The sequence below is a fragment of the Microbispora siamensis genome (assembly GCF_016863095.1).
GTDB classification, from domain to species: Bacteria; Actinomycetota; Actinomycetes; order Streptosporangiales; family Streptosporangiaceae; genus Microbispora; species Microbispora siamensis.
Genome location: NZ_BOOF01000044.1, coordinates 17232 through 44176, shown reverse-complemented (window position 1 = coordinate 44176; position 26945 = coordinate 17232). Strand labels below are relative to the sequence as shown.

General features: G+C 72.5%; 26 protein-coding genes and 1 tRNA gene. 12 read left to right on the top strand and 15 right to left on the bottom strand.

The genetic code is table 11. From position 1 onward, the window contains the following. Positions 1-32: 32 nt before the first annotated feature. From Msi02_RS32705 to Msi02_RS32690, 4 genes are all read left to right on the top strand, one after another. Entirely contained in the window at positions 33-2465 is a 2433-nt protein-coding gene (locus Msi02_RS32705) for a beta-xylosidase/alpha-l-arabinosidase (RefSeq protein ID WP_204051754.1), read from the top strand. After that, positions 2449-3471 carry a LacI family DNA-binding transcriptional regulator gene (locus tag Msi02_RS32700; RefSeq protein ID WP_079315102.1) on the top strand — a complete coding sequence of 341 codons (1023 nt, stop codon included), beginning with the start codon at positions 2449-2451 and terminating at the stop codon, positions 3469-3471. Before Msi02_RS32705 ends, Msi02_RS32700 begins: the two co-directional genes overlap by 17 nt. 85 nt (positions 3472-3556) lie before the next feature. After that, complete coding sequence (locus Msi02_RS32695; RefSeq protein ID WP_204051753.1) at positions 3557-3874, top strand: hypothetical protein; 318 nt, start codon at positions 3557-3559, stop codon at positions 3872-3874. 108 nt (positions 3875-3982) lie between these two features. Further along, positions 3983-4963, top strand: a complete 981-nt coding sequence (locus Msi02_RS32690; RefSeq protein WP_204051752.1) for an AraC family transcriptional regulator — start codon at positions 3983-3985, stop codon at positions 4961-4963. Between the two features lie 21 nt (positions 4964-4984). Here Msi02_RS32690 and Msi02_RS32685 read toward each other — a convergent pair whose 3' ends face one another. Next, positions 4985-5425, bottom strand: a complete 441-nt coding sequence (locus Msi02_RS32685; RefSeq protein WP_204051751.1) for an ATP-binding protein — start codon at positions 5423-5425, stop codon at positions 4985-4987. Positions 5426-5710: 285 nt separating this feature from the next. Then, positions 5711-5923, bottom strand: coding sequence for a hypothetical protein (locus Msi02_RS32680; RefSeq protein ID WP_204051750.1), 213 nt, complete (start codon positions 5921-5923; stop codon positions 5711-5713). A 201-nt stretch (positions 5924-6124) separates the two neighbouring features. Here Msi02_RS32680 and Msi02_RS32675 point away from each other — a divergent pair, with 201 nt between their 5' ends. Then, positions 6125-9406, top strand: a complete 3282-nt coding sequence (locus tag Msi02_RS32675; RefSeq protein ID WP_204051749.1) for an ATP-binding protein — start codon at positions 6125-6127, stop codon at positions 9404-9406. Here Msi02_RS32675 and Msi02_RS32670 read toward each other — a convergent pair whose 3' ends face one another. The 4 genes from Msi02_RS32670 to Msi02_RS32655 form a co-directional block, all read right to left on the bottom strand. Next, positions 9407-10417, bottom strand: coding sequence for a pyridoxamine 5'-phosphate oxidase family protein (locus Msi02_RS32670; RefSeq protein ID WP_204051748.1), 1011 nt, complete (start codon positions 10415-10417; stop codon positions 9407-9409). Between the two features lie 179 nt (positions 10418-10596). Continuing rightward, positions 10597-10995 carry a MerR family transcriptional regulator gene (locus Msi02_RS32665; RefSeq protein WP_204051747.1) on the bottom strand — a complete coding sequence of 133 codons (399 nt, stop codon included), beginning with the start codon at positions 10993-10995 and terminating at the stop codon, positions 10597-10599. Between the two features lie 390 nt (positions 10996-11385). Then, complete coding sequence (locus Msi02_RS32660) at positions 11386-11592, bottom strand: hypothetical protein (protein WP_204051746.1); 207 nt, start codon at positions 11590-11592, stop codon at positions 11386-11388. A gap of 217 nt (positions 11593-11809) precedes the next feature. After that, the gene (locus tag Msi02_RS32655; RefSeq protein WP_204051745.1) at positions 11810-12280 is read right to left on the bottom strand and encodes a MarR family winged helix-turn-helix transcriptional regulator; all 471 of its coding nucleotides are present in this window, start codon (positions 12278-12280) and stop codon (positions 11810-11812) included. A gap of 63 nt (positions 12281-12343) precedes the next feature. Between Msi02_RS32655 and Msi02_RS32650 the strand changes: the two genes are divergently transcribed. Then, positions 12344-12703, top strand: a complete 360-nt coding sequence (locus Msi02_RS32650) for a VOC family protein (RefSeq protein ID WP_079315093.1) — start codon at positions 12344-12346, stop codon at positions 12701-12703. A gap of 146 nt (positions 12704-12849) precedes the next feature. Here Msi02_RS32650 and Msi02_RS32645 read toward each other — a convergent pair whose 3' ends face one another. Together Msi02_RS32645 and Msi02_RS32640 are read right to left on the bottom strand one after the other, a co-directional pair. After that, positions 12850-13266, bottom strand: coding sequence for a hypothetical protein (locus Msi02_RS32645; RefSeq protein ID WP_204051744.1), 417 nt, complete (start codon positions 13264-13266; stop codon positions 12850-12852). A gap of 34 nt (positions 13267-13300) precedes the next feature. After that, complete coding sequence (locus Msi02_RS32640; RefSeq protein ID WP_179155161.1) at positions 13301-13990, bottom strand: TetR/AcrR family transcriptional regulator; 690 nt, start codon at positions 13988-13990, stop codon at positions 13301-13303. A 169-nt stretch (positions 13991-14159) separates the two neighbouring features. Between Msi02_RS32640 and Msi02_RS32635 the strand changes: the two genes are divergently transcribed. Continuing rightward, positions 14160-14654 (top strand): DUF1707 domain-containing protein, encoded by a 495-nt coding sequence (locus Msi02_RS32635; RefSeq protein ID WP_204051743.1) that lies wholly within the window; start codon positions 14160-14162, stop codon positions 14652-14654. A gap of 32 nt (positions 14655-14686) precedes the next feature. Further along, the gene (locus Msi02_RS32630) at positions 14687-15328 is read left to right on the top strand and encodes a TetR/AcrR family transcriptional regulator (RefSeq protein ID WP_204051742.1); all 642 of its coding nucleotides are present in this window, start codon (positions 14687-14689) and stop codon (positions 15326-15328) included. Between the two features lie 3 nt (positions 15329-15331). Here the strand turns inward: Msi02_RS32630 and Msi02_RS32625 are convergent, their stop codons facing one another. The 5 genes from Msi02_RS32625 to Msi02_RS32605 all read right to left on the bottom strand — a co-directional run bounded on the left by Msi02_RS32625 (position 15332) and on the right by Msi02_RS32605 (position 20754). Beyond that, positions 15332-16348, bottom strand: coding sequence for a lysylphosphatidylglycerol synthase transmembrane domain-containing protein (locus Msi02_RS32625; protein ID WP_204051741.1), 1017 nt, complete (start codon positions 16346-16348; stop codon positions 15332-15334). 150 nt (positions 16349-16498) lie between these two features. Continuing rightward, the gene (locus Msi02_RS32620) at positions 16499-17302 is read right to left on the bottom strand and encodes an amino acid ABC transporter ATP-binding protein (protein ID WP_275414197.1); all 804 of its coding nucleotides are present in this window, start codon (positions 17300-17302) and stop codon (positions 16499-16501) included. Next, positions 17299-18207, bottom strand: a complete 909-nt coding sequence (locus Msi02_RS32615; RefSeq protein ID WP_079315087.1) for an amino acid ABC transporter permease — start codon at positions 18205-18207, stop codon at positions 17299-17301. The genes Msi02_RS32620 and Msi02_RS32615 overlap by 4 nt, the downstream gene beginning before the upstream one ends. Before the next feature lies 1 nt (position 18208). Further along, the gene (locus Msi02_RS32610; RefSeq protein ID WP_204051740.1) at positions 18209-19171 is read right to left on the bottom strand and encodes an ABC transporter substrate-binding protein; all 963 of its coding nucleotides are present in this window, start codon (positions 19169-19171) and stop codon (positions 18209-18211) included. A 14-nt stretch (positions 19172-19185) separates the two neighbouring features. Then, complete coding sequence (locus Msi02_RS32605) at positions 19186-20754, bottom strand: amidohydrolase (RefSeq protein WP_204051739.1); 1569 nt, start codon at positions 20752-20754, stop codon at positions 19186-19188. 113 nt (positions 20755-20867) lie between these two features. Between Msi02_RS32605 and Msi02_RS32600 the strand changes: the two genes are divergently transcribed. Next, positions 20868-21743, top strand: a complete 876-nt coding sequence (locus Msi02_RS32600) for a LysR family transcriptional regulator (protein WP_204051738.1) — start codon at positions 20868-20870, stop codon at positions 21741-21743. A gap of 140 nt (positions 21744-21883) precedes the next feature. After that, positions 21884-23107 (top strand): amidase, encoded by a 1224-nt coding sequence (locus Msi02_RS32595; RefSeq protein ID WP_204051737.1) that lies wholly within the window; start codon positions 21884-21886, stop codon positions 23105-23107. A 4-nt stretch (positions 23108-23111) separates the two neighbouring features. Here the strand turns inward: Msi02_RS32595 and Msi02_RS32590 are convergent, their stop codons facing one another. Next, the gene (locus Msi02_RS32590) at positions 23112-24122 is read right to left on the bottom strand and encodes an Lrp/AsnC family transcriptional regulator (protein WP_204051736.1); all 1011 of its coding nucleotides are present in this window, start codon (positions 24120-24122) and stop codon (positions 23112-23114) included. Between the two features lie 234 nt (positions 24123-24356). On the opposite strand from Msi02_RS32590, the gene cuyB reads away from it, so the two are divergent. Together cuyB and Msi02_RS32580 are read left to right on the top strand one after the other, a co-directional pair. Then, positions 24357-25049, top strand: coding sequence for a cysteate racemase (cuyB, locus tag Msi02_RS32585; protein ID WP_204051735.1), 693 nt, complete (start codon positions 24357-24359; stop codon positions 25047-25049). A 594-nt stretch (positions 25050-25643) separates the two neighbouring features. After that, a complete protein-coding gene (locus Msi02_RS32580; RefSeq protein ID WP_204051734.1) occupies positions 25644-26333 on the top strand; it encodes a hypothetical protein in 690 nt (229 codons plus the stop codon). Between the two features lie 383 nt (positions 26334-26716). Here Msi02_RS32580 and Msi02_RS32575 read toward each other — a convergent pair. Next, positions 26717-26805: transfer RNA gene (locus Msi02_RS32575), tRNA-Leu, on the bottom strand. Positions 26806-26945: the final 140 nt, after the last annotated feature.

The following is a 26945-nucleotide window of genomic DNA, read 5'->3' as shown; positions in this document are numbered from 1 at the left end:
CGAAATGTTTCGAAACATTTTGAGGAGAGCAGATGACGGCCCCAGATCGGACGCACGCGGCGGACGGGACGCTCCGGGCGTGGCAGGACCCGGCACTCCCCGTGGCCGACCGGGTCGAGGCCCTCCTCGCGGAGATGACCCTTGAGGAGAAGGTCGGCCAGCTCGGCAGCCGGTGGATCGGCAACGACATGCAGTCTCCGGAGGAGGTGGAGCCCGACAACGCGCACAACGTGGCCCCCATGCAGGACGTCTTCGCCGCCTCGGGGACGGTGCCCATCGAGGAGGCCGCACGCCACGGGCTCGGTCACCTGACACGGGTTTTCGGCAGCGCTCCGGTGACGGCGGTGGAGGGCGCGGCGGAGGTGGTGCGGCTGCAACGCGAGGTGATGAAGCATTCCCGGCTCGGCATCCCCGCACTGGTCCACGAGGAGTGCCTGACCGGTTTCACCACCTACGGCGCGACCGTCTACCCGGCGGCCATCGCCTGGGGCGCGACCTTCGACCCCGAACTGGTGGAGCGGATGGCCGCCGCCATCGGCAGGGACATGCGCGCCGTGGGCGCCCACCAGGGCCTGTCGCCGGTGCTTGACGTGGTGCGCGACTACCGCTGGGGCCGGGTCGAGGAGACCATGGGCGAGGATCCGTACCTCGTCGCGACGCTCGGCGCGGCCTACGTGCGCGGCCTGGAGAACGCCGGGGTCATCGCCACACTCAAGCACTTCGCCGGTTACTCCGCGTCGCGGGCGGCCCGCAACCACGGCCCGGTCCCGATGGGCCGGCGCGAGCTCATGGACATGATCCTGCCGACGTTCGAGACCGCCATCGCCGAGGGCGGCGCGCGCTCGGTCATGAACTCCTACTCGGACGTGGACGGCGTGCCCGCCGCCGCCGACCCCTGGCTGCTGACCGAGGTGCTGCGCGACGAGTGGGGGTTCACCGGCACGGTCGTGTCGGACTACTGGGCGATCGCGTTCCTCGCGAAGATGCACCAGGTCGCCGCGGACCACGAGGAGGCCGGGGTGCTCGCGCTGACCGCCGGCCTCGATGTCGAGCTGCCCGACACGCTCGGCTTCGGCCAGCACCTGGCCGAGCGGGTGCGGCGGGGCGAGCTGCCCGAGGAACTGGTGGACCGGGCCGCGCGCCGCCTGCTCACCCAGAAGGTGCAGCTCGGGCTGCTCGACCCGGACTGGACGCCGGAGGGGTCGGTGGCCGGCGCGGACGCGGTGGACCTCGACTCGCCCGCCAACCGGGCGCTGGCCAGGGAGCTGGCCGAGCGGTCGATCGTGCTGCTCGACGCGGGCGACGCGCTGCCGCTGCTCGGGGAGGGACGCCCGGGACCGCGCCGGGTGGCCGTGGTCGGGCCCTGCGCCGACGACCCGCGTACGTTCATGGGCTGCTACGCCTTCCCCAACCACGTGCTGCCGCGCCACCCGGGCCTCGGGCTCGGCGTTGAGGCGCCCAGCCTGCTCGACGCGCTGCGGGCCGAGCTGCCGGATGCCGAGATCGTCCACGAGCGGGGCTGCGACTGGCGGGACGAGGACCGGTCCGGCTTCGCCGCCGCGCTCACGGCCGCCCGCGAGTCCGACCTGTGCGTGGCCGTCGTCGGCGACCTCGCCGGGCTGTTCGGGCAGGGCACCTCGGGTGAGGGCTGCGACGCCGAGGACCTGCGGCTGCCGGGGGCGCAGGAGGACCTGCTGCTCGCGCTGGCCGCCACGGGCACGCCGGTCGTGGTGGTCGTCGTGTCGGGCCGGCCGTACGCGCTGGGGCGGGTGCGTGACCGGGCCGCCGCGCTCGTCCAGGCGTTCATGCCGGGCGAGGAGGGTGGGGCGGCCATCGCCGGCGTCCTGTCCGGCCGGGTGCAGCCCAGCGGGAAGCTGCCGGTGCAGATCCCGCGGACCCCGGGCGGGCAGCCGGGCACCTACCTGCAGCCGCCGCTGGGCTCCGACAGCCACGGCATCAGCAACCTCGACCCGACGCCGCTGTTCCCGTTCGGCTACGGCTCCTCCTACACCACCTTCGAGGTCGGCGACCTGGAGATCAGCGACGCGGAGGTGCCCACCGACGGGGAGTTCACCGTGTCGGTGCGCGTGCGCAACACCGGGGACCGGGCGGGCGAAGAGGTCGTCCAGCTCTACCTGCACGACGTGCTGGCCCAGGTGACCAGGCCGGTGCGGCAGCTCGCCGGGTTCGCCCGGGTGCGGCTGGAGCCCGGCGAGAGCGCGCGGGCGACCTTCGCCGTGCACGCGGACAGGACCGCCTTCACCGGCCGCGACCTGCGGCGGATCGTCGAGCCCGGAGACATCGAGGTGTTCGTCGGCACCTCCGCGTCGGACCTGCCGTGCCGGGGCCGCGTACGGCTGACCGGCCCGCTGCGCCACGTCGGCCGCGGCCGGCGGCTGGTCACTCCCGTGGAGGTGCGACCGGCTGGCCCCGAGCAGGGAGGAACAGATGCCGCCCAGTCGTAGGCGGGCCACTCTCGCCACGGTCGCGGCCTCGGCGGGGGTGTCGGTCGCGACCGTGTCGAAGGTGCTCAACGGCCGCAGCGACGTCGCGCCGGAGACGCGTTCCCTGGTGTTGTCGCTGCTGGAGCAGCACGACTACGTCGCGCCGCCGCAGCGCCGCGGTGAGGTGGCGCCCGACACGATCGAGGTGGAGTTCGACGCGGACCTCAACGCGTACTCCACCGAGATCGTCCAGGGCGCGGTGCAGGCGGGCGCCGATCTCGACGTGGCCGTCGTGGTGAGCATCCGGCGCAACGCCGACCGCACGGGAGGGTGGGCGCGCGAACTGGTCGCGGCCGGGCGGCGGGCGTTGGTCGCCGTCACCGGCGAACTGACCTCCGGGCAGCTCACCGCCCTGGCCCGGGCGCGGCTGCCCCTGGTCGTGATCGACCCGCTGAACCTGCCGCGGGCCCGGGTGACCAGCGTCGGCTCGACGAACTTCGCCGGTGGCATGGCCGCGACGCAGCACCTGCTCGCGCTCGGCCACCGGCGCGTCGCCTATCTCGGCGGCCCGGCCACCGCGGCCTGCAACCAGGCCCGGCTGCACGGCTACCGAGCCGCCATGGAGGCCGCGGGTGCGCCCGTCCTGCCGGGGTACGTGCGGACCGGGACCTTCCATTACCACGACGGCGTGGCGGGCGGGGCGGCCCTGCTCGACCTGCCCGAGGCGCCGACGGCGATCTTCGCGGGCTGCGACGACATCGCCCTCGGGGTGCTGGAGGCGGCCAGGGCGCGGGGGTTGCGCGTGCCCGAGGACCTCAGCGTCGTGGGCTTCGACGACACGCAGGTCGCCCGGATGGCCTCGCCGCCCCTGACCACCGTGCGGCAGCCGCTGCGGGAGATGGGCGCCGTCGCGGTGCGTACGGCGCTGCGCCTGGCGGCCGGGGAGCAGATCGAGTCGCATCACGTCGAACTCGCGACGGAACTGGTGGTGCGCGGTTCGACCGCACCGGCGCACACTGGAGGGTGAGGCCTGCGGAAGCGAACGGCCGGGACGAACGTTGCACAATGCAATAGAACGCAGTGCAACTGACGCGTGAAAGTCGGTGGTCTCGATGACCGTCCAAGCAAAGGCACTGATCACGCTCCTGCCCTCCGACCAGGGCGGCCTGCCGCACGAACTTCCCTTCCGCACGCAGTCGCTGGTGGTCTGCGCCGGCACCGGGGAGCACGGCGAGGGGCCCAGCCGGCCGTTCCAGGTGGCGATCACCGCGGACGACGAGGAGCCGCTGACCCCCGGAGACTGGCTGCACGTGGTGACCATCGCGACCACCGACGACGACGCCGTCGAGTATCTGCGCCCCGGGGAACGGTTCCGCCTCTGGTGCGGCCACGATGTCGGCACCGGCATCGTCTCCCGCCGCCTGATCTGATCGTCCGGCCCGGTCCTCACCCGGCGAGGTGCCGCCGGGAGGGTCGTAGGCTTGTGTCACGCCCGCCAGCTGCGGGAACGGGGGGCCTGCCCGCTTGGGGAGGCGAAAATGGCCGAACACTCGCTACCTTTCGCCGCGCATCAGCGGCTGCACACGCACGACGTCGACGAGGCCCGTAAGAGGGTCGGGAACGACCTCGGCGACCACGGGCTGCGCCCGGTGAATCCGGAGGGCCGGCTCGACGTCCGCATGAACGGGGTGACGCTCGACGGGATCGGGCTGTACTCCCTCGGCTACGGCACGGAGGTGCTGATCACGCCGCAGCCGCTGGACAGCTACCTGCTCGTCGAGATGCCGCTGACCGGCGCCGCGGAGGTGTCCCACGGGCGCGAACGGATCACGGCGACGCCGGAACTCGCCGCCGTACTGTCGCTGACGCGGCCCATGTGCATGCGGTGGTCCCCCGGGCACGCGTCGCTGATCGCCCGCTTCGACCGGGCCGCGCTCGAAGCCCACCTCGCCAAGCTCATGGGGCGCACGCCGCGCAGGCCGCTCACCTTCTCTCTCGGCATGGACCTGACCCGGCCCCCCGTCCGATCGTGGCTCTCGGTCGTCGACCTGCTCAGGCGGGAGGCGGAGACCGGCGGCGCCATGCTGGAGCAGCCCATCGCACTCAGGCAGCTGGAGGGGCTGCTGATGACGCAGCTGCTGCTGGCCCAGCCCAGCAACTACAGCGATGCGCTGGCGGGCGGGCAGCCCCGCGTCGCGCCGACGGCGGTGGAACGGGCCGTGGACCTGATCGAGGCGCGGGCGGCGGAACCGCTCACGGTGGAGGAGATCGCCGAGGCGGTGGGCGTCGGCGCGCGGGCGCTTCAGGAGGGGTTCCGGCGTCAGCTGGAGACGACGCCCACGAGCTATCTGCGAGAGGTGCGCCTCGATCGGGTGCGCGCCGAACTCACGGTCCAGGATCCGGGCGCCACCACGGTCACCGACGTCGCCTACCGCTGGGGGTTCGTCCACCTCGGGCGGTTCGCCCTCGCCTACCGCCGGCGTTTCGGGGAGTCGCCGTCGGAGACCCTGCGCCGCTGAGCCCGAGGGCGTACGGCCGGCTCAGCGGGCCGGCAGGTCCGCCCACCACGTGGTGGTCCCGCAGGGACGGCTCAGGGAGCCGTGCCGGAGGGCGAGGGCGTCGACGACGAGGGCGCCGCGCCCGCTCTCGTCCGGGCACGTCCCGGTCCCCGGCCACACCGGTGCCTCGCCGGCGTCGGTGACCTCGACCCGGATGACGTCGCGGTCATCCTCCGAGCAGAGGAGGAGCCGGAGCTCGGCCGGCGGCAGGGCGTGGAGTACGGCGTTGGTCACCATCTCGGAGATCACCAGCACGGCCTCCTGCGCGGCGGCTCCGGGCGTACCCCAGGCCGTCAGCACGCCGAGCGCACGGTGTCGCACGTCGCCGACCGCCTGAGGAGTGTGCGGCACCGGACACGTGTATTCGGAAACGACCGCCTCGGGCGTGCAGACGTCCGCGCGGTCCATGGTCTGCGAGTTCATCGTGTCGTGCTCCTTGGTCACCAGCGGGCGGGGACTCTTGTGGAGAAGCGCCCCGACGCTCCGTACGCTGCGCGTCATACGGTCGGAAAGAGCGTCACTTATCGCAGATTATGCAGGCCATACGAAGGCTCGCTATCCTCAAGGCGAGGGCGGGTATCCGCATAACGAACCATTACCCGGACGCCTGTGCGGGTGGCGGTCCGGCCGGGGCGGGTGAGGCGGGCGGGTCGGCCAGTTCGTGGGCCGAACGGGCGAGCCAGATCACCGACAGGGCGTTGGCGGCCGTCATCGCGATGCCGTGGACACCCCCGGAGATCCCGGCGATCTTGCCACGCGCCGCGCCTCGCGCCAGTCGAGCACGTCGAACACCTCGACGGCTGCCGTACTCGTGTTGGTCAGTAGGCCCGCGACCAGGGCGAGCCCGGCGAACCCGACGGTGCGGCGCAGCACCGGGTGGAACAGCACCACGAGCGCCGACATGACCAGCGAGTCGATCACCAGTCGCCGCGGGCCGTCGCGACCGCGGCGGCGACTGCGACCACCGCGCCATATCCGGCGGCGGCGACCAGGGCGGGAATACCCCACCGATAGTGGCGCACGGAGTCATCCAGGAAATAGAGGAGTAAATCGATCGGGAATCGAGGGCTCACCCTAACGAGCCGTCGACGTAAAAGGAAACAGACCTATGCTTTACCCGCTATGGTGCGAGTTCTGGTGTTGGGCCACATCGGCGCGGAGGTGGCGGGCCGTCCTGTCGAGCTCGGCACGTCACTCCACCGGGCCGTGATGGCCCGGCTGGTCTGCGCACAGGGGCACATCGTGTCCACCGACCGGTTCATCGACGACCTGTGGAAGGGCCAGCCGCCGCCGAAGGCGCTCGGCGCCCTCCAGGTGTACGTCTCGAACCTGCGCCGCGTCCTTGAGCCCGATCGCGCGCCGCGGTCCGCCGCCCGCGTGCTGGTGAGCGCGCCGCCCGGATATCGCCTCGCACTCGACACCGAGGACGTGGACGCCTGGCGCTTCCCCAAACTGGTCGACGCCGCCGCCGGCCTCCTCGCCCGGCGCGATCCCGCCGGCGCCTTCGACACGATCAGTGAGGCGCTGTCTCTGTGGACCGGCCAGGCGTACGCGGAGTTCGCCGACCAGGAGTGGGCCGTGCCCGAGGTGGGCCACCTGCTGGAGCTGCGGGCGGTCGCGGTCGAATACCGCGCCGAGGCGGGCCTGGCGCTCGGCCGCCACGCCGAACTGGTCCCCGAGCTGGAACGGCACGTCGCCGCCCAGCCGCTGCGGGAGAACGCGGTCCGGTTGCTCGCGCTCTCGTACTACCGCGCCGGCCGTCAGGGAGACGCCCTGGCGGTCCTGCGCCGCACCCGGGCCCTGCTGGCCGATGAGCTCGGCGTGGATCCCGGGCCCGCGCTGCGGAGCCTGGAGGCGGACATCCTCGCCCAGGCCCCCTCCCTCGACCTGATCGTCCGGGAGCCCGCGCCCGCGCCGCTGGTCGTGCCGCCCGACCGGCCGCGCCCGCCGGCTCCCGGCAGGATGGTCGGCCGTACGAGGGAGCTGTCCCGCCTGGTCGCCGCCGCGGAGCAGGCCGGGGAGGGGTTCCGGGTCGCGTGGCTCGGCGGGGAGGCCGGGCTGGGCAAGAGCACCCTGGCCGACGCCCTGGTGGGGCATCTGTCGGCGCGGGGCTGGCGGACCGTCGTCGGCCGGTGCCCGGAGACGACGGGCGGGGTGCCGCCCGCGTGGGCGTGGAGCGAGGTGCTGCGCGATCTCGCGGCGACCACGCCGCCTCCGCCGGAGACCGCCGCGCGGCTGGCGCCGCTGCTGACCGACGACGCCGCGCCGGTCGGCCAGTTCTGGCTGGCCAGGGCCGTGGGCGACTATGTGGACGGCGTGCCGGGGCCGCTGCTGATCGTGCTGGAGGACGTCCACAGGGCCGACGAGGAGACCCTTCAGCTGCTGCGCCATCTGGCCGTACGGCTGGCCGCGACACCCGTCCTCGTCCTGCTCACGCACCGGCCCGGGGAGTCGGGCGCCGACCTGATGGCGACCGCTGCCGCCCTCGCCGTCCAGACGGTGGAGAACCTGGAGCTGAGCGGTCTCGCACCGGACGAGGTCGCCCGGCTGCTCACCGAGCGGTCCGGCATGGACGTGGATTGGGCGACCGCGCGGAAGGTCAGCGAGCGCACCGGCGGCAACCCGTTGTTCGTGATCGAGACGGCGCGGCTGCTCGCGATCGACGGCCCCTCCGCGGTGAACGTGCTGCCGCCCGGGGTGCGGGACCTGATCCGGCGGCGGGTCGCCCGCCTCCCCGGCGCGGTCCAGGCGACGTTGCGCAACGCCGCGGTGCTCGGCAGGGAGGTCGACGCCGACGTGCTCATCGCGATGCCGGGAGGCGACGAGGAGACCGTGCTCGACGGGCTGGAGGCGGGGGTGCTGGCCGGGCTGCTCGAGGAGCCCCGGCCGGGCCGGGTCCGCTTCGCCCACGTGCTGGTCCGCGAGACCCTCTACGAGGACATTCCCCGGCTGCGGCGTGCCCGGATGCACCGCAAGGTCGTGACGGCCCTGGAGACCGTGCGGCCCGGGGACGTCGGAGCCCTGGGGCACCACGCCCTCGCCGCCGCGACCACCGCCACCGCGCCGGCCGCGGCGGAGTACGCGTCGCGTGCGGCGGCCCAGGCGTCCGCCCTGTACGCCCACCGGGACGCGGCGGCCTTCCTGGACGGCGCGCTGGGTGCGCTCGATCTCGCGCCCGACCCACCCGAGGCGCTGCGACTCGACCTGATGTGCCGCCTGGTGTCGGCGCTGGCGCACGCCGGTGAGGTGGAGAGGGCGCTCGACGCCCGGGCGAAGGCGCTGACCGTCGCCCGGAGAACCGCCGATCCGAAGGCCGTCGCCCGGGCCGCGGTGGCCTTCGACGCGCCCGTCATCTGGACCATCCAGCCGGAGCGGAGGCTCGACCGCGATCTGGTGCACGCCGTCGAGGACGCCCTCCCCCGGGAGACGGGCGAGCTGCGCTGCCTTCTGCTGGTCACGCTGTGCCACGCCGTCGAGGGACACGACGCCGCCCGGGTGGAGACGGCGAGCACGGAGGCGGTCGCCATCGCCCGCGGCATCGGCGACCCGCACCTGCTGTGCATGGCGCTGAACGCCCGCTACTGGGCCTGCCAGGCCCCCGACAGGCGCGAGGAGCTGGAAGGACTGGGGCACGAGTTGCTCCGGATCTCCTCGTCGGCCGGGCTGCTCGGCTACCAGACGCTCGGCCACGCCGCGCTCTGCATGGTTGCGCTGGCCCGCAACGACTGGGCCGCCGCCCGGCAGCACGCCGACCAGGCGGCGGAGCACTCGACGAGCGGCCAGCTCGGCCACGCGCTCGGCATCCTCGCGTTTCTCGACGCCCTGCATCTGCTCCTACGAGGAGAGTTCGACGAGGCCGAGAGGGCGTACACGACGCTGGGCGAGCGGTTGATGGAGACGGGAGCCTCGATTTCGTCCCTGATGGGCGCGGTGGGGTGCTTCGCGGTCCGTCTGGCGGCGGGACGCTACGACGAGTGCGTGGAGGCGCTCGCCCCGGTGTGGGAGCGGATCCCGCAGGAGGTCGTAGAGCTGTACGCCCGCGCGCTCGTGGCGGCCGGCCGCCTGGAGGAGGCCAGGGCCGTGTGGCCGGCGGCCCTTCCGCGCCGTGACTTCACCTGGGCGGGCATGATGGCGGCGCGGTCGGCGACCGCGATCGCGTTGGCGGACCGCACGGCGGCCGAGGAGTGCTACCGGCAGCTCCTCCCCGCGGAGGGGGAGATGGCCGGGATGAGCACCGCGTCGGTCACCTTCGGCCCGGTGGCCCACACGCTCGGCGACCTCGCCGTCTTCCTCGGCAGGTCCGAGGCCGCGACGGGACACTACGGCCGTGCGGCGCAGGTCGCCCGGCAGGTCGGCTCTCCCCACTGGGAGAAGGCGGCCCGTGACGCGCTCGCACGCCTGTGATCAGCGGGGACGCCGGAGCACGGGAACGGGCTGCCCGCGCCGCGCGGCCTCCCGTTCGAGTCGCGGTGCCAGGGCGCGAGCGGTCCGCATCATCTTCCGCACCTGTCCGAAACGGCTCCCGCTGAGGCTGAAGTCGGCCAGCGCGCGCTCGACCCGCACGTGGACCCCGTCGGGCAGGGGCGTGGCCTCGCCGACCAGCACGACGTTGTCCTGGCCGCTCATGTCGGCGCCGTGGGTGTGGAAGGTCAGGCAGGCCCGTCCCCGCGCCAGGACGCCGGGCGGGCCGGTCCGTACGAGGAAGCCGTCGTCCACACGGGTCGCGCCCAGCGAACGCAGCGGCAGGGGCCAGCCGTCCTCGCCGATCACGGTCAGCACGGGGTCGCCGAGGCGGACGGCGTAGTCGGCGCGCGGGCGCCAGTCGGCGGGCGGCTCCAGCCATCCAGGAGCGCCGGCTCCGGTGGGGGCGGGGTCCGACGGCGGCGCGGTCACCTCCGGCGCCGCCTCCCACCGCAGGGGAGGCGCGTCGAGCCGCCCGTGCGGCCACCACAGCACGCGCAGCGGAGTGACCTCGATCCATATCCTCGCCCAGTACCAGGCCTGGCGCCGCAGGAGGAACCACGGCTGCCGGGCGACCGCCTGCGGATACTTCGCCAGCGTCCGCCGCAGATAGAGATCGGTGTTGGCCTGCAGGTCCGCGTCCCGCACGGTGGCCAGGCCCTGGACGAGCACGACGGGAGGATCGGAGACGGGCGACCCCGTCGGGTCGGAGAACAGCAGGGCGACCCTGGGGTCGCGTCTGGCCCGCTCCGCCTTGGACGGATAGGTCAGGCCCGTCGAGACGTCGACCGTACGGCCGTCCTCGGCGACGTACGGTCCCACGGGCCAGGTGATCGGCGCGCCGGCGCGGGTGAGCGAGGCGTACTCGCACGTCAGGGCGTTCTCGAGCACCGGCAGGATCTCAGCGGGCCAGTTCGTGCGCCCGGCCGTGCCGGACGTGGGCGACAGGGACATCCCAAGCTCCCTCGCTGCGGAAAGCCGGAGAATTCCGGGGGGCGTCCGCGGAATTCCTTACGCCGGTGAAATTAGGCGTCAGGGCTTAGCCGGCACTTGGGACGGACTTGGGCACGGGGGAGACAGATCAGCGGGCTGACGGGGAGACACAGATCAGCGAACTGACGGGGAGGAACAGGTCAGCGGGCTGACACGGCCTTCGGGACGTTCATCCGCTGGCGGCGGAGCTGCTCGGCGAACTCCCTGGCCATCGCGAGTTGCTCGCGCAGTCTGTCGGCGCGTTCGGCCACCGTCTTCTCGAACAGCTGCAGCCGGGTGAGCAGGCCGGGGTCGTCGTCGCCGCGGGCGAGCCGGTCGGTGATCTCCAGCAGGTCGCGCATCTCCTCCAGCGTGAACCCCAGCGGCTTCATCCGCCTGATCAGCGCCAGGCGCTGCACGTCCTCCTCGCTGTAGAGCCGGAAGCCGCCCTGCGTGCGGGCGGGCACGACCAGGCCGACCTCCTCGTAATGGCGGATAGTGCGCAGGGACAGCCCGAGCCGCTCGGCGACCTCGCCGATCTGCACCCGACCTTCAGGCATCGCTCCGCTCACCTTTCCTACCCCGTGGTCACCGCGCCCGTGCGGGTACCGTCGCCACTCACGGCCTACCCTCACGTAAGGGCAGGGTTTCGCAGAACAGCTCCCTGGAACTCTTCGGCGACGATACCTCTCGTCCGGGAGTCCGGCCGGAGGGGAGGACAAGCATAAGGCTCAGGGCTCACCCCGGCGGAGCCAGGCGGCAGCGCATGCTCCCACCGCGACGGCGCGCCCGGCGAGGGGGAAGGGCCAGGCGGGCCGTCCGGTGGCGTTGACGCCTGCGATGGGCGAGCACGCGGCGAAGCGGAGTCCCACCGCAAGCGGGGCAGACTCTACTCTTACGGAAGGTTATAGAGCAATAACCTTTGGCGGCCGGGGAGCGGGCGCTCGGGGTCAGTAGGTGCTGGGCCCCGGTCTCTCGACGTTCCACGTCACCGTGCCGTCCGGCTGGACGCACCGCCGGCGGACCCGGGTGACCAGTTGGGTCGGCAGTTGGAGCGCCGCTACCCAGGACCCGTTCCTGCTCCGCTCGAAACAGATGTTGTCGCCGTTGACGACGACGCGGTCGGCGGTGAGGGTGCGCTGAAACCCGCTGTACATTCTGACGCGGTAGACGGACATCGTCCTCCCTCTTCCACGTGCGGTCTCTCGTGTGGCCGGACCCGCCGCGGAGGAATCCGCCGCGCGCGACGGCTGTCGCGAGCGGCGAGGCCGCCCGGATCCCTGGCCTCCCGGCGGCCACGACGCGGGGCGCGGGGATGTCGCGGGACGGCTGCGCGTCGGCCGGGAGAACCACGTGACCGGAATCACCCTACTCTCACGTCAGAGTAGGCGAATCCCGAGGGCGGGGGTCCAAGGCGTCCGTCATCCGCTCCAGGTGGCCAAGCAGGAGGTCGGCCTGCTCCGCGTCCAGGTGGGCGGTCATCCGCTGTTCGATCTCGAGCACGTCGCCCCGCGCGGCGACGAGCCGAGCTCTGCCCTCCGCCGTCAGCGTGGTGGGCAGGGCTCTGCCCTGCGGCGCGGACGCCGGTCGCTCGACCAGCCCGGCGTCCTCGAGATTGCGGAGCAACACGTTCATCGACTGGCGGGTGACGAAGGCGCCCCTGGCCAGTTCGGCGTTGGACAGCCCCGGCCGCTGGTCGAGCAGTTCCAGGCAGGCGTACTGCGGAGTGGTCAGGTCGTGGGGGCGCAGCGCGGCGTCCATGGCCGAGCGCAGGGCCGCCTGGACCCTCTTCAACTGGTAGCCCACCAGGCGGCCGAGGTCCGCGCCATTGCTCACTTGCCTCATGTCAACAGTTTGACATAGGGTTCCTAGTGTCAAAGCCCTGACATAGGAAGGTCGGTCGTCACCATGACCGGAGTGGATTTCGTGGCGTTGCAGGTGCGCGATCTGGAGGCGGCGGCGGCGTTCTACGAGAAGCGCCTCGGGCTGCGGCGTAACCCGGCCGGGCCGCCGCACGCCGTGGTGTTCGCCACCGAGCCCATCCCGTTCGCGGTACGCGAGCCGCTGCCCGGCGTCGACCTGGAGTCGGTCCCGCGTCCGGGCCTCGGGGTGGCGCTGTGGTTCAAGACGGACGACGCCCAGCGGCTCCATGACGAGCTCGCCGCGGCGGGGGTGCCGATCCTGTCCGATCCGGTCGACGGGCCGTTCGGCCGGACGTTCTCCTTCAGCGACCCCGACGGGTACGCGGTCACCGTCCACGACAGGTGAGCGAGGCCCGTGCGGGACGTGACGGATGACCTGTCCGCCGCCGTCCCGCACGGGCCCCGTAGCGCACTCTCCCGCTCTCGCGTACCCCTGGAAAGCGGTCTCATGCACAGCCGCGGTGCCCAGTGTGCCCCGGTCAGCGTGCCCGGTCAGCTCGTCAGCAGGCCGATGCCGAGGGTCAGCACGCCCGCCGCCAGGCAGAGCGCGCCGAGCCAGAGCAGGATGATCAGCCGGTTCGGCCGGGTCACGTCCCGTCCGAGGGACGACAGGAAGAACCCGGCGGACATCAGCGCGGCGGCGGCCGGCACGCCGAGCCGGGCGGTCCACAGGGCGACGCCGTCGAGGCCGGTGGCGTCGACGAAAAGGAGGCACACCAGCCCGAGGGTGACCAGCACCCCCGCGTGCGCGTGCCCGGCGCGGGCGAACGTCTGCTGGAAGGGCGTCATCGGCACCGCGCCGCGGACGATCCTGGTGAGGAACCATCCGCCGAACTCGATGGTCACGACGGTCAGCAGGACGGCTCCGGCGATCAACTGGGTCGGCTGACTGAGCTGCAGGGGGGTCATTGGGCACTCCTGTGGGGATGGTGGTGGGGGGACGTCAGCGACCGCTGTTCAAGGCGGCCTCGGGAAGGCCGAGTGCCCGCGCGAGGTCGGCCAGCTCCGCCTCGAACAGATCGCCCGCCTCGTCGCCGATGATCCGCGGAAGGCCGAGCGACTCCAGGCAGACCATTCCGTAGAGCCGCATCCAGCAGCGGGTGAAGGCGGTCGCGGCGGTGGTGGAGGGCATCGTGATCTCCAGGATCTGGACGAGCCGCTCGGCCAGCGGCTCGATCCGCGGCTCGCGGAGCCAGGGAGCGGAGGAGGTGCGGCCGTAGTCCCGCCAGACTCCGGCGAAGATGTCTCCGAACAGCCTGCCCACCTGGCCTCGCCTCCGGACGACCGCCTGGCTCTCCTCCTCCGGCGGCGACACGACCAGGGAGAGGTGGAACTCCCGGGGGTGGTCGACCCCCCAGCGCCGCAACGCCCTGCTGGCGACGACGAGCCTGCCCGCCGTGTCCGCCTCGTCCACCTCGCCGACCCTGGCGGCGACGAACTCGGTGAGCTCGTCCAGGATCGCCACGATGACCGCGTCGAGGAGGGCGCGGTGGCTGTCGAAGTAGCGGTAGACCCCGGGCGGGGTCATCCCCATCTCCCGGGCGACCGCCCGGATCGTCAGCGCTTCGACACCTTGGGTCGTCAGGATCTCGCGGCTCACCGAGATCAGTTCGCGCAGCGTCGCGTCACGCACCCTCTGGCGTCGTGAAGGACTGGCCGTCGAGGACGCCTCCATCGGTCTGTCTCCCATCGTGTGTTGTCACATGTTAACTGTAGCGTCTTGCATTAGCGGATGCGTATATGCGACGCTGCTGTTACCTGTATCCGCGCGTCATCGTCCGCCCGATCCCCTGGAGGCCCCCTTGAGCATCGACTCCGGCACCGCGCTGGACTCCAGGCCCGCCGGCGCCCCGGCCGCCGCGCCCCGGGTCGGCGCCGCCGAGCGCGACCGTGCCGTCGAGCTGCTCGGCGACGCGTTCGGCGCCGGCTACCTGACCAAAGAGGAGTTCGACGAGCGCCTGGACGTCGCCGCGCGAGCGCGGCACCGCACCGAGCTCGACGCCCTCCTCGCCGATCTGCCGCCCAAGCTGCGTACGTCGAGGGACCGGGCGCGGCGCCGGGCCCGCAAGGCCAGGGCGGCCAGGCTCGGAGTGCGCATCCACGCCGGCGTCTATGCCGGCACCTCGCTTCTCATGGTGGTCGTCTGGCTCGTCGTCGGGCGGGCGACGGACTTCTGGTATCCGTGGCCGATCTGGCCGATCCTGGGCTGGGGCGTCGGGCTGCTGGGCCACGCCATACCCGTGACCCTGGCGACCCGCGCCCGCGAGCGCCGGGAGACGTCTAAATCAATTGCTTGACTTACCGCATCGATTCCGGTGCGCTGGTGAGGATGACCGGTAAGTTGCGAGCCGAACGGGTCAGCGTGACCCGCGAGCGGATTCTGTCGGCGGCGGAGCGGCTCTTCGCCGAGCACGGCGTGTTCGCCGTGTCCAACCGCCAGGTCAGCGAGGCCGCGGGGCAGGGCAACAACGCCGCGGTCGGCTACCACTTCGGCACCAAGGCGGATCTCGTACGCGCGATCGCGCGCAGGCACGCCGAGCCGGTCGACCGGATACGCGAGCAGATGCTGGCCGACATCGGCGACTCCGCCGACGTACGCGACTGGGTGGCGTGCCTGGTCCGCCCGGTCACCGAGCATCTGGCCGCCCAGGGCAACCCGACCTGGTACGCCCGCTTCATCGCCCAGGTGGTGACCGATCCCTCGCTGCGCGCGGTCATCGCCGAAGAGACGCACGCCTCGCTGCGACAGGCGATGGACGGGTTCATCCGCTGTCTGCCCGAACTGCCCGCCGAGGTCCGGGCCGAGCGCAGCGACATGGCGCGCCAGCTGATCACGCACGTGTGCGCGGAACGCGAGCGCGCCCTCGCCGAAGGCGCCCCCACGCCCAGATCGAGCTGGCACGACACGGCGACCGGGCTGATCGACGCGCTCGTAGGGCTGTGGCTGGCACCCGTCTCCGACGACTCGTGAGCTTCACCCCGCTGGGCGCACGTCCGCCTCGTCCTCACCGCGGCCGATGACGCCGAGCAGCCACCGCCCGGCCGCGGCCAGCCGGGCCTGGACCCCGTCGCGGAGCAGCAGCCAGGAGACCCAGCCGACGGCGATCACGGCCCAGTACGAGATCAGCCGGTAGAGCGCGACGACGGCCGCCGCCACGCTGCCGGTGACACCCGCTCCGACGAAGGTGGCGGCCATGCCGAGCTCGGTGACGCCGAGCCCGCCGGGGATGACGGCGATCGCCGCCGCGGTCTTGCCCGCCACGTAGCCGAGCAGCACGGTGTGCGGCCCCAGCCCGACCCCCGCCGCCGCGCACACGGCCGCCAGGCAGGCCACGTCGAGAAGCCAGTTGGCCAGCGCCAGGACGGCGAGGACCAGCCGGTCCCTGCCGGTCGGCCTGATCGCGTCCCTGGCCGCGAGGATGCGGCGGGAGGCGCCGGAACGACGTCCGCCGGGCCGCCGGCACAGCCGGACCAGTGCGAGGACGGCCACCACGACGGCGGCCAGCGCGATCAGCGCGGGAACCCGGGTCGCGTCGCCGCTCAGCAGCGCGACCAGCCCCAGCACGGCGAAGGTGGCGGTCGAGTACACCGCGCTGAGCACGAGTGTCGCGACCGACAGCGGTTTCGACGCGCCGAGCCGGCCGAGCTCACGGATGGTGAACGCGACCGAGAGCACCGGTCCGGCGGGCAGGGAGCCGGACACGGCGTTGCGTGCGTACGTGACGGCCATCGAGCGCGGCCGGGTGAGCCTGATGCCGCCGCTCCTGAGCAGGCGGCGCAGCAGCCCCGCGAAGAGCCTCATCGAGAGGCCCTCGGCGAGCACGGCGACGGCCAGCCACCCCGGGTTCACCCTCCGGACCGAAGCCCAGACCGCGTCCGGGTCGGGGACCCTGTCCCTGAGGGCGAACAGCGCCACTCCGGCCACACCGACGGCGGCGGCGCTTCTGAGCCTGCGCGCCGTTCTCGCGTGAGCGACGGAGGTAGGGGACATGCGCGGGTCTCCGGTGCGCGGTCGGGGTGGGTGCGCGTTTAAATCAAGCGACTGACTTAGGCTAGCAGCGCGCTTTTCCCCGGCACGGAGAGGATCCCCCGGCTGCCGAACGGCCGCGCGACGCCCGCCGACTGCGCCCGGACCTCACGATCACGTGTTCCTGGAGGGGCCCTCCTGCGCGCCGAGGACGCTGGACAGGAACGCGCGCGTGCGCTCGTGCTCCGGGGCGGCGAGCACCTCGCGGGGGCGGCCCTCTTCGACGACCACGCCGTCGGCGAAGAAGGCCAGCCGGTCGCCGACCTCGCGGGCGAAGGCGATCTCGTGGGTCACCACGATCATCGTCATCCCCTCGGCGGCCAGGCCCTTCATGACCTCGAGCACCTCGTCCACCAGCTCGGGGTCGAGGGCGGAGGTCGGCTCGTCGAACAGCATCAGCGCCGGGTTCATCGCCAGCGCCCGGGCGATGGCCACCCGCTGCTGCTGGCCGCCCGACAGTTGGTGGGGCCTCTTGTGCGCGTGGTCGGCCAGGCCCACGCGATCCAGGTGCTCCATCGCCAGCGTACGAGCCCGGTCCGGCGGCGTGCCCAGCACGTGGACGGGGCCGCAGGCGACGTTCTCCAGCGCGCTCTGGTGGGCGAACAGGTTGAATCGCTGGAACACCATGCCGATGTTCCTGCGGAAGGCGGCGAACTGCTTGGGCGTCCAGGGGTGATACCTGCCGTCCCGCAGCGTGTGGCCGACCTCCTCCCCGAGCACGCGCAGGCTGCCGCCCAACACCGGCTCCAGTCCGTTGAGGCACCGCAGGAACGTGGACTTGCCCGAGCCCGACGGTCCGATTATGCAGCTCACCTCGCCGGAGGCCACGGTGAAGTCCACCCCGTTGAGCACCTGCACGCCGCCGTAGCCCATCCGTACGTCCGTCGCCACCACCACGGGGGCCGCCCCGGCGTTCACGCGGCCACCTTCGGCAGGACCCGGGCCGCGACCCCGCCGCCGCGCACCAGCCGTACGGCGTCGGAGCCGAAGCGGCGTTCCAGCCGTCCCTGCAGGAAGGTCGCCACGGCGGTCATGACCATGTACCAGACGCTCGCCACGATCAGCAGCTCCATGATCCGGTTGTTCGCCTTGTAGATCTGGCTGGCGTTGGTCATCAGGTCGTGCCCGGCGACGACGTACACCAGGGAGGTGGTCTTCAGCATGGAGATGAACTCGTTGCCGGTCGGCGGGATGATGATGCGCAGCGCCTGCGGCAGCACGATGACCCGCATCCGCTTGGCCGGCGTCATGCCCAGCGCGTACGCCGCCTCGGTCTGGCCCCGGTCCACCGCCTGGATCCCGGCGCGCACGGTCTCGGCGAAGTACGCCGCCAGGTTCAATCCCAGCCCCAGCATGGCCGAGGTGAAGCCGGTCATCACCTGGTTGGTGTCCCACTTGAGCCCGATCATCGTGAACGGGATCTTGAGCACCAGCTCGGGGAAGAGGAACGCCAGGTTGTACCAGAAGATGAGCTGCACCAGCACCGGCGTGCCGCGGAAGAACCAGATGTAGAACGTGGCCAGCCCGCTCAGCACCGGGTTGTGCGCGAGGCGCATGACCGCGACCAGGACGCCGAGCACCAGCCCGAGTGCCGTCGCCAGCACGGAGATCTCGATGGTGACCCAGACGCCGGACAGGATCCGCTCGTTGAACAGATACTCGGCGACCTTGCCCCAGTCCAGGCGCGGGTTGACCACCACCAGGTAGGCCAGCCAGCCGGCGACCACGAGCGCGACGGCCGCGGCGAGCCAGCGGCCCCAGTGCCAAGTGCGCGCGACGGGGACCGGCGTGCCGGACCCGTCGGCGATCGGTTCGGTGCGCACGTCACTTACCGCCGTTGACCACGGCCGACTCGACGGCCAGGGCGTCCAGGTTCCACGCCTTGAGCAGCCTGCCGTACTCCCCGCTCTTGATGAGGGAGTCGAGTGCGCCCTTGACGGAGTCGATGAGCTGCTTGTTGTCCGGCTTCATCCCGATCCCCCAGGGGCTCGCGGTCCCGTCGAGGCTGATCGCCTCCATCGCGAGCTTGGGGTCGGCCGCCTTGTACGCGGCGACCACGTAGTCGGTGACGCTCGCCTGCGCGCGGCCGTTGCTCACCTGGAGCATGGCTTCCGTGTCGCCGGGGAACTTCAGGATGTCCGCGGCGGGCTTGCCGTCCTTCTTGCAGGCGGCGTCGTAGCTCTCGGCCAGCTCCATCGAGGAGCCGTTGTCGACGACGGAGACCGTCTTGCCGCACAGGTCTCCGGGCCCGGTGATGCCCGCCGGGTTCCCCTTCTTGACCAGCAGCGCGGCGCCGGCCTGCACGTAGTCGACGAAGGTGACCTGGCCCTGCCGTTCCGGCGTGTCGCTCATGGAGGAGATGACGAAGTCGTAGCGGCCGGTGAGCACACCGGGGATCTGCGAGTTGAACTCCTCGTCGGTGATGGTCACCTTGACGCCGAGCTTCCTCGCGATGGCGCGCGCCAGGGCGGGGTCGAAACCGATCGGCGTCTTGCCGTCGCTCGCGTACAGCTCCATGGGCGGGTAGCCGATCGAGGAGACGACCTTGAGGCCGCCGGACTTCAGGCTCGCCGGCGCCTTGGCCGCGAGCTCCTGGTCGGGGGTGATGGCGTTGATGACGTCGGCCGCCTTCTCCTCGGCGGGGGCCTGGTCGAGGACGACGGCCGGCGCCGAGGCCGCCGCGCCGGAGTCGCCGGAGCCGCCGGCGTCCAGGGACTGGGCGCCGCAGGCGGCGGTCGCGGTGAGCAGCCCGCCGACGGCGAGCATGGTGAGGATCCGGGTGTTCAAAGGGGGGTGCTCCTTCAGATTCGCCGCCAGCGGACCTCGCCGCCGACGACGGTGGTCAGAACCTTGGTGCGCAGCACCGCCTCGGGCGACTCCAGGTAGGGGTCGGTGTCCACCGCGATGAAATCGGCGAGTCTGCCGGGCGCGAGGACGCCCTTGCGCTCCTCCTCGCCCGCGGCGTAGGCCGCGCCCAGGGTGTGGGCGGTGACGGCCTCGGCCATGCTCAGCCGCTGCTCCGGCTGCCACCCGCCGACGGGGGTGCCGTCGGTCCGGGTGCGGGTCACCGCGGCGTACAGCGCGGCGAAGGGGTTGGGGTGCTCGACGGGTGCGTCGGAGCCGAAGGCCAGCGCCACGCCGACGTTCAGCATCCCCCGCCAGGCGTAGGAGGCCAGCTCGTGGCCGGCCAGCAGGTGGTCCACCAGGTCGATGTCGCTGGTGCAGTGCACAGGCTGCATCGAGGCGACGATGCCGAGCCGCGCCATGCGCGCCAGGTCGCCGGGCCGCAGGTGCTGGGCGTGCTCGATGCGGTGCCGCAGCCCGGGCGTGGGGCCGACCGCCTCGTACGCGTTGATGACCAGGTGGTTGGCCCGGTCGCCGATCGCGTGCGTCGCCACGGCGATGCCGGCCCCCGCCGCCCGGGAGAACAGCGCGACCAGCTCCTCGTACGGCGTGACCGCGATGCCGGTGTTGCCGTGCTCGCCGGCGAAGGACTCGCTCATGTGGCAGGTGTGCGAGCCCAGCGCCCCGTCGCTGAAGATCTTCACCGGGCCGGTGCGGAACCAGTCGTCGCCCTGCCCGGTGCGGCGGCCCTCGGCGATCGCCGCCTCCAGGTGGACCATCGGGATCGCCTTGTGGACGCGCAGCTTCAGCTCGCCCGCGTCGCGCAGCTCCAGGTAGGCGGCCCGGCAGTCCTCGCCGTCGATGTCGTGCACGCTGGTCAGGCCGAGCGCGAGCAGCTCCTCCTGCGCCGCGCGGAGCAGGTCGCGCAGGTCGGGGGAGACCATGAGGTCGCGCAGCGGGTAGGAGGCCGCCTCGCGCAGGATGCCGGTGGGCTCCCCGCTCGCGTCCCTGACGATCTCGCCGCCCACGGGGTCCGGCGTGCCCGCGTCGATACCGGCCAGCCGCAGCGCGGCCGAGTTGGCCCACACGGTGTGGCCGTCCACGCTGGGCAGCGCGACCGGCAGGTCCGGGCAGACCGAGTCGAGGGCGTACCGGTCCGGCTGGGCGGGCGGATCCCAGGTGTTGCTGTTCCACCGGCCGCCGAACAGCCAGGCGCCCGGCCGCAGCCGCGCCGCGTGCGCGGCCACCGCGGCGAGGGCCTCGTCCAGGGACCGCACGTCGCGCAGGTCCACCGCGCCGAGGCTCTGGGCGTACTGCGCGGTGTGGATGTGCGCGTCGTAGAGGCCGGGGAGCACCGCGGCGCCGTCCAGGTCGATCAGCTCCGCTCCCGGGCCCGCGGCCTCGCGTACCTCCGCCTCCGTGCCGACGGCGAGCAGCGTCTCGCCGTCCACGGCCATGGCCTGGGCGGGTGGCGTGCCGCCGGCTCCCGTGTGGATGGCGGCGTTGCGGTACACGCGGATGCTCATGTGACTCTCAAAAGGGGTTCGGGGAACGGTGGTCCATCACTGTAGGAGTGGCGAAAAAAAGGCGGAAGCGCTATAAACACGACATTTAGCAGCCCTGAGAGCAAGGAACGCTGATGCTCAAGCCGGAACACCTCCGCACTCTGCGCGAGGTGGTTCAGCTCGGCTCCTTCGCCGCCGCGGCCAACCGGCTGGGGTACACCTCGTCGGCCGTCTCCCAGCAGATGGCCGCGCTCGAACGGCAGATCGGCGTGCGGCTGTTCGAGCGGTCCGCGCACAGCGTGCTGCCCACCAGCGCCGCCGAGGTGCTGGCAAGGCACGCGGCGACCGTGCTCGGCGACATGGAACGCATGATCGCCACCGTCCAGGCCGTGCACCGCAACAGCTCGCGGCGGATCCACCTGGGGATCTTCCCCAGCTTCGCCGACATGCTGACCGGCGTGCTCGGGCGGATGGAGGACAGGGACCGGGCCGGCGTCAGGGTCACCGTCGGCGAGTCCTCCCAGCTCATCCCGCGTCTCGGCGCCGGAGGCGAGATGGACGCGGCGATCGTCTACCAGGTGGGGAACTCCGGCCTCTCGTGGCCGTCGGCGCTGGGCCGCCGCTGGATCGCCGAGGACCGCTACAAGGTCGTCCTTCCCGCCCGCTGGGGCGACCTGGCGCCGTACCGGGCCGAGCAGCTCGTCGACCTGCCGTGGATCATGCACCACCCCGGCAGTAGCGACGCCTCCTTCTTCGAGGGCGTGTTCGCCCGCTGGAGCCTGCACCCCCGGGTGGCCGGCTACTCCGACGACTTCAAGATCACGCTGGCGATGATCGAGGCGGGGATGGGGGCCGCGCTCATTCCCGACCTCGCGCTGCGCGGGCACGGCCCGGGCGTCGTGGTCGCCGACGTGCCCTGGCTGAACACCAGCCGCAGCATCTTCGCCCTCGCCCGCCCCGAGCGGGAGACCGCCCGCCTGCTGTCCCTGCTGGACGCGCTCGCGGTCTGACCGTACGGCGGCATTCCCGGGGGCTCGACGCGGAACGGGGGATCTGTCACCATTTGCCGGATCGTGGGCGCGGCCGGCGAGGACCGCCGCGCCGTCCCCACCGGACAGCTCCCGGAGCAGGCGTGAGGAGGTCCCCGGCCATGGGACGCGAGGCGGCGATCATCGGATCCGCCGAGGCGGCCGCGGCACGCGAGGCGGCGATCGCCCGGTCCGCCGAGGCGATCCGTCTGCACAGCGAGCACGCCATCCTCATCGAGGCCGGCGCCGAGCCGGTCATCGAGCGGCTCGCGAGCCAGGATCGCCCCGCCCCCGACGTCCCGCCGGAGCTGTGGGCCTGGACGTTCGTCGTCAAGGACATGATCGACATCGCCGGGCTTCCCACGACCCGCGGCTCCGCCCTGTACGGGAGCGAGGAGGCGCTGACCACCGCCGCCTGCGTCGAGGCGCTGGAACGCGCGGGGGCACTGCTGGTGGGCAAGGCGAACCAGCACGAGTTCGCCTGGGGTGTCACCAGCGAGAATCCCCACTGGGGCGACGTGCGCAACCCGCGCCACGCCCACCTGTCTCCCGGCGGATCGAGCGGCGGCACGGCTGCCGCGCTCGCCGCGGGCATCGCCCGGTTCGGCCTCGGCACCGACACCGGCGGTTCCGTACGGATCCCGGCGGCCTGCTGCGGCGTGGTCGGCCTGCGCCCCGGAGCCGGCGCCGTCCCGTCCGAGGGCGTGGCGCCGCTCGCCCCCATGTTCGACGTCGTCGGGCCGATGACCACCTCGGTCGCCGACTGCGCCCGGGTGTGGCGGGTGCTCTCCGGCGAGTCGGTCGAGCCGCCGGACTCGCTGCCGGGGCTGGTCGTCGGCGTCGCCGAGGGGTGCGCGCAGGCCGGGGAGTTCGCGGACCTCGGCGCCGAGGTCCGCGAGATCGCTCTGCCGTACGACATTCTCCCGCCGTACTGGACGATCGTGGGCGCGCAGGCCCGCCGTACGCACGAGGCCACCTATCCGAGGGCGGCCGAGAGCTACAGCGAGGGGGTGCGGCGGAAGCTGGACGGCGCCGCGGGGATTGGCCACCGGGAGTACCAGCGGGCGGTCGAGGAGCTCGCCGCAATCCGGGCCCGGTTCTCCGCGGAGATGTCCGGGGTCGATCTCCTGATCATGCCGACGCTCGGCGGACCCGCGCCCCGCTTCGGGTGCGACGAGGCCGCCGTACGCGGCGAGGTCGGCCGCCTCACCGCCGTCGTGTCCGCGCTCGGCCTGCCCGCGCTGGCGGTCGGCGACCTGCAGATGGTGGGACGCCGCGAGGCGGACGTCCTGCGCGCCGGGCTCTGCCGGGAGGCGCGGGGCGGCGGCGTCCCCGAGCCCCGCTGACTCTTCAGGCGTGCGGCGGCAGGGTCCACGGGTCCACCGGGACGACGGCCGTGCAGCGGCCCAGCCGGTCGAGAACCCGGCCGTACAGCTTGGTCTGCCGCAGCACGATCTGCCGGTCGGCGACGCTGACGTGGGGGAACCGCTCCTCCAAGCGGACCACCAGCGGATGCAGGTCCGAGACTCCGTGCAGACCCACGGTGAGGAGCATGTTGCGGCTGCCCGCGAGCGCCGCGCAGGTGCGCGTCTCCGGCCAGCCGAGCAGCGCCCGGCCCGTCTCCTCCAACCGGCCGTCCGGCATCCGCAGCCACAGGATCGCCGAGGAGTGCCAGCCCGCCTGCGAGCGCGCGAGATCGCAGCGGAAGTCGATGTCGCCCGTCGCGACCAGCCGCGACAGCCTGCGCTGCACCGTGCGCTCGGACGCGCCGACGGTCCGGGCCAGCTCGGAGTAACCGGCCCGGCCGTCCGCGAGCAGGGCCTTGAACAGCAGGCGGTCGAGCGCGTCCATCCGCCGCGTCGACTCCGGCGGGCCGGGCCGCCGCACCAGCGCGGCCGCCGCACGAGGGGGCAGCACCCGCAGCCGCCAGCGGCACGAGGCCTCGAAGACGCGCGTCGCGACGTGGGTGCGCACCTTCGCCACGCCCGGCACCCGCGGCAGGTCCGTGAGCAGGTAGTCCGCCAGCGCCGGCATCGACGCGGCCACGGCGATCACGAACAGGTCGTGGCCCCCGGCGACGTGCTGCACGGTGATGAGGTGGCCGGCCGTGGCGAGCCGCTCCGCCACCTCGACCGCGGCTCCCGCCTCGCAGTCGATCTCCAGGAACGCCATGCTCATCGCGTGCATCTGGCGCTGCCCGAGGGCGACGGTGGTCCACGCCTCGCCCGAGGCGTTCAGCCGCTGCCAGCGCCGCGCGGCCGTCACCGGATCGGCGCCGATCGCCGCCCCGATGTCCACCCAGCTCGCGCGCGGGTTGATCTGGAGCGCGTCGATCAGTTCGAGGTCGGCCTCCGACAGCAACCGAGGCGACTCTGTGCCGGAATCCTGCACAATCACCCCTTCAATGGCTGTTTGCTGCGTTCGTACGCCGAAATCACCTTATAGATCGATCCTTGTGCGGGCAGCCGTCCCGGCCGGCCGTCCGGACTTCCGGGCGCGAAGGGGCCTTTCGGGACGGCACGAGGGATGAGGACGAATCTCGATGTCTCGGTTCTGCGGCACCCGGCGGGTCCGCGGCGCGGCCGGAGGCGGCCGGTGAGCGGAGCCCGTCTGGTCGGCGTCCTGGGCGGCATGGGACCGGCGGCCACGGTCGACTTCTACGGCAAGCTCGTGGAGGAGACGCCGGCGACCTGCGACCAGGGGCACGTACCCGTCGTCATCTGGGGCGACCCCCGCGTCCCCGACCGCTCCCTGAGCCTGGTCGGCGACGGCGAGGACCCGACCCCCTACCTGCGACGCGGCATCGAGGGCCTGAAACGGGCCGGGTGCCAGGTGCTCGCCGTGCCGTGCAACACCGCCCACGCGTTCGTCCCCCGCCTCGCGGACGAGGCCGGGCTGGAACTGGCGAGCATCATCGAGGTCACCGCCGACGCCCTCGCCGCCGACGGCGTACGCGCGGCGGGCGTGCTCGCCACGTCGGGCACGCTGCGCGCGGGCCTGTACGCGGAGGCGCTGCGGCGTCGCGGCGTCGCGGCGATCGAGCCGGGCGAGCCCGACCAGCGGCGGGTCATGGCGGCCATCGGCGCGGTCAAGAGCGGCGCCGCGGGCCCGGCCCACCGGCGAGCGCTCGAGGAGGTCTCCCGCGCCCTCGCGGACCGCGGCGCCGAGCGGGTCGTCGCCGCGTGCACCGAGATCGTCCTGGCCCTGGACGGCTCCCGCGTCCCCGTCCCCGTCGTCGATCCCGCCCGCCTGCTGGCCCGCCGGGTCGCCGAACTGGCGCTCGGCTGAGGCCGCCCGCACCGCTCGTACGTGACCGCGTGGCCTTCGGCCACAGACTCGCGCCCTCGACGCGCCCCTGAGCGTCCCCCAGGCAATCGCCGCAGCGACGCCCGTGGTTGTGTCGCCTGGTGTCACGCCGCTCTACGACTGGGCGGCCGAGGGCGACTTCCCGCCTGCGGCCGATCGGGTCAGGGCAGGCGTCCTCGACGAGCAGCCCGTCGAGGACGCCTCGAGCAGGCCGCACTCGACCCGTTCCCGACATTCCCCCCGTTCCGTGCGCTCCCGGGCGGCGCTCAACGAGGTTTTGCAACGGTCCAATCTCGGCCGCCAACCCTCCCCGATGAGAGCACGTCCCCTACCGCACAGAGCAACCCGAGCCTCTGGAGTAACGGCATGCACCAGCAGCCCAGCCCCCCGAACGGTCCCTACGGACCACCCGCCGGCCAGCACCCATACGGCGGACATCCCCACCAGCCTCCGTACGGCGGGCCTGCTCAGCAGCCGCCCGCCTGGCAACCCTCACCCCCTCACCGGAAGAAGGGCAAGGGGCCCGTCTTCTGGCTACTGGTGATCGGGCTGCCGTTCGTCCTCCTCTTCGGTTGCATGGCCACCATCGGCTCCCTCGCCTCCAATACGTCGAGCACGACGAGCCCCGTCGCGAAGGCCCGCAAGTCGAGCGCGCCGGCCGACTCCAACGCCACGTCGGCCGAGGAGACCAGCGCGAGCGAAGAACCATCCTCGACGCCCAACCCGGAGCCCAAGCCACGCACCTACGGCGGCACCGGGGCGAAGGTCCTCAAGCTGCGCAAGAGCGACTGGTCGGCTGTATGGCTGGTTACCCTCACCCATCGCGGAGGCTCGAACTTCATCGTCTCCCCGCTCGACTCCGGCGGCGCAGAGCAAGGCGCGATCGTCAACGAGATCGGCAACTACAAGGGGAGCGTCCTGCTCAACGAGGACGACGGCAAGGAGACCGCCGCGCTGAAGATCCAGGCCGATGGGGCGTGGACGATCACGTTGAAGCCGTTGTCGATGGCCCGCGTCTGGTCTGGCGACTCGCTCACGGGTCGGGGCGACGAGGTGGCCATCGTCTCGCCGCAGAGCTCCGGCCTCACGACGGTGAACGCGCGGCACTCGGGGAGCGAGAACTTCATCGTGGAGGCCTGGACCGAGTCGAGCAGGGAACTGCTCATCAACGAGATCGGCAGTTGGCACGGTGAAGTCCCGCTCCCCGACGGAACGATCCTCGTCACGATCAAGGCTGACGGCGTCTGGTCCTTCAAGAAGAGCTGACGAGCGTACGGCTCGCGCCCGGGAGGGTGGCGCGAGCCGTACCGGCCTCTGCGGGGCTGCTCAGAACCTCATGGCAAACGCGACCAGGTCGCCCCCACCCCAGCCCGAGACGGCCTTCGGCCGAATTAACCCTCGAACGGCAGATGCCGGTGCACCACCTCGACCAGGTCGATCCCGGCCGCACGAGAGTGCGACGTTCTGGGCGGATGTGAACGGGGTCATGACGCCGCGCCTGCAGCGGGAGGCGGTCGCGAAGCTCGCCGCGATCATGAATTGGGAGCGGCTTTGGGAGCTGAAGTATCAGAGCAGTGTCACGAGGCCGCCGATGCGGCCAGGAACGACAAAGCCCCGAGCCGATGACCTGCATCTTCTCGGGGCCTCTCTGGTGTCCGAGGGGGGACTTGAACCCCCATGCCCATCACTGGGCACTAGCACCTCAAGCTAGCGCGTCTGCCTATTCCGCCACCCGGACGTGGTGCCTCACGCGGGATCGTCATCCCGCGTCGGCTGATACAGGTTAGCACTCTCTCGGCCCTGCTTCATACCGAGAATCGGCTCGCGGCAGCCCGGGGGTGAACGTCACGCCTGTACGGCGGCAGGATGGAGGCGCGA

Excerpts from the sequence above, each read along its gene's own strand:
- Msi02_RS32645 (WP_204051744.1), bottom strand. The coding sequence starts at position 13,266 with ATGACCCCCCTGCAGCTCAGTCAGCCGACCCAGTTGATCGCCGGAGCC.
- Msi02_RS32605 (WP_204051739.1), bottom strand. The coding sequence starts at position 20,754 with ATGAGCATCCGCGTGTACCGCAACGCCGCCATCCACACGGGAGCCGGC.
- Msi02_RS32660 (WP_204051746.1), bottom strand. The coding sequence starts at position 11,592 with ATGTACAGCGGGTTTCAGCGCACCCTCACCGCCGACCGCGTCGTCGTC.
- Msi02_RS32665 (WP_204051747.1), bottom strand. The coding sequence starts at position 10,995 with ATGCCTGAAGGTCGGGTGCAGATCGGCGAGGTCGCCGAGCGGCTCGGG.
- Msi02_RS32690 (WP_204051752.1), top strand. The coding sequence starts at position 3,983 with ATGGCCGAACACTCGCTACCTTTCGCCGCGCATCAGCGGCTGCACACG.
- Msi02_RS32600 (WP_204051738.1), top strand. The coding sequence starts at position 20,868 with ATGCTCAAGCCGGAACACCTCCGCACTCTGCGCGAGGTGGTTCAGCTC.
- Msi02_RS32700 (WP_079315102.1), top strand. The coding sequence starts at position 2,449 with ATGCCGCCCAGTCGTAGGCGGGCCACTCTCGCCACGGTCGCGGCCTCG.
- Msi02_RS32595 (WP_204051737.1), top strand. The coding sequence starts at position 21,884 with ATGGGACGCGAGGCGGCGATCATCGGATCCGCCGAGGCGGCCGCGGCA.
- Msi02_RS32630 (WP_204051742.1), top strand. The coding sequence starts at position 14,687 with ATGACCGGTAAGTTGCGAGCCGAACGGGTCAGCGTGACCCGCGAGCGG.
- Msi02_RS32655 (WP_204051745.1), bottom strand. The coding sequence starts at position 12,280 with ATGAGGCAAGTGAGCAATGGCGCGGACCTCGGCCGCCTGGTGGGCTAC.
- Msi02_RS32580 (WP_204051734.1), top strand. The coding sequence starts at position 25,644 with ATGGCCACCATCGGCTCCCTCGCCTCCAATACGTCGAGCACGACGAGC.
- Msi02_RS32625 (WP_204051741.1), bottom strand. The coding sequence starts at position 16,348 with ATGTCCCCTACCTCCGTCGCTCACGCGAGAACGGCGCGCAGGCTCAGA.
- Msi02_RS32675 (WP_204051749.1), top strand. The coding sequence starts at position 6,125 with ATGGTGCGAGTTCTGGTGTTGGGCCACATCGGCGCGGAGGTGGCGGGC.
- Msi02_RS32670 (WP_204051748.1), bottom strand. The coding sequence starts at position 10,417 with ATGTCCCTGTCGCCCACGTCCGGCACGGCCGGGCGCACGAACTGGCCC.
- Msi02_RS32705 (WP_204051754.1), top strand. The coding sequence starts at position 33 with ATGACGGCCCCAGATCGGACGCACGCGGCGGACGGGACGCTCCGGGCG.
- Msi02_RS32685 (WP_204051751.1), bottom strand. The coding sequence starts at position 5,425 with ATGAACTCGCAGACCATGGACCGCGCGGACGTCTGCACGCCCGAGGCG.
- Msi02_RS32695 (WP_204051753.1), top strand. The coding sequence starts at position 3,557 with ATGACCGTCCAAGCAAAGGCACTGATCACGCTCCTGCCCTCCGACCAG.
- Msi02_RS32650 (WP_079315093.1), top strand. The coding sequence starts at position 12,344 with ATGACCGGAGTGGATTTCGTGGCGTTGCAGGTGCGCGATCTGGAGGCG.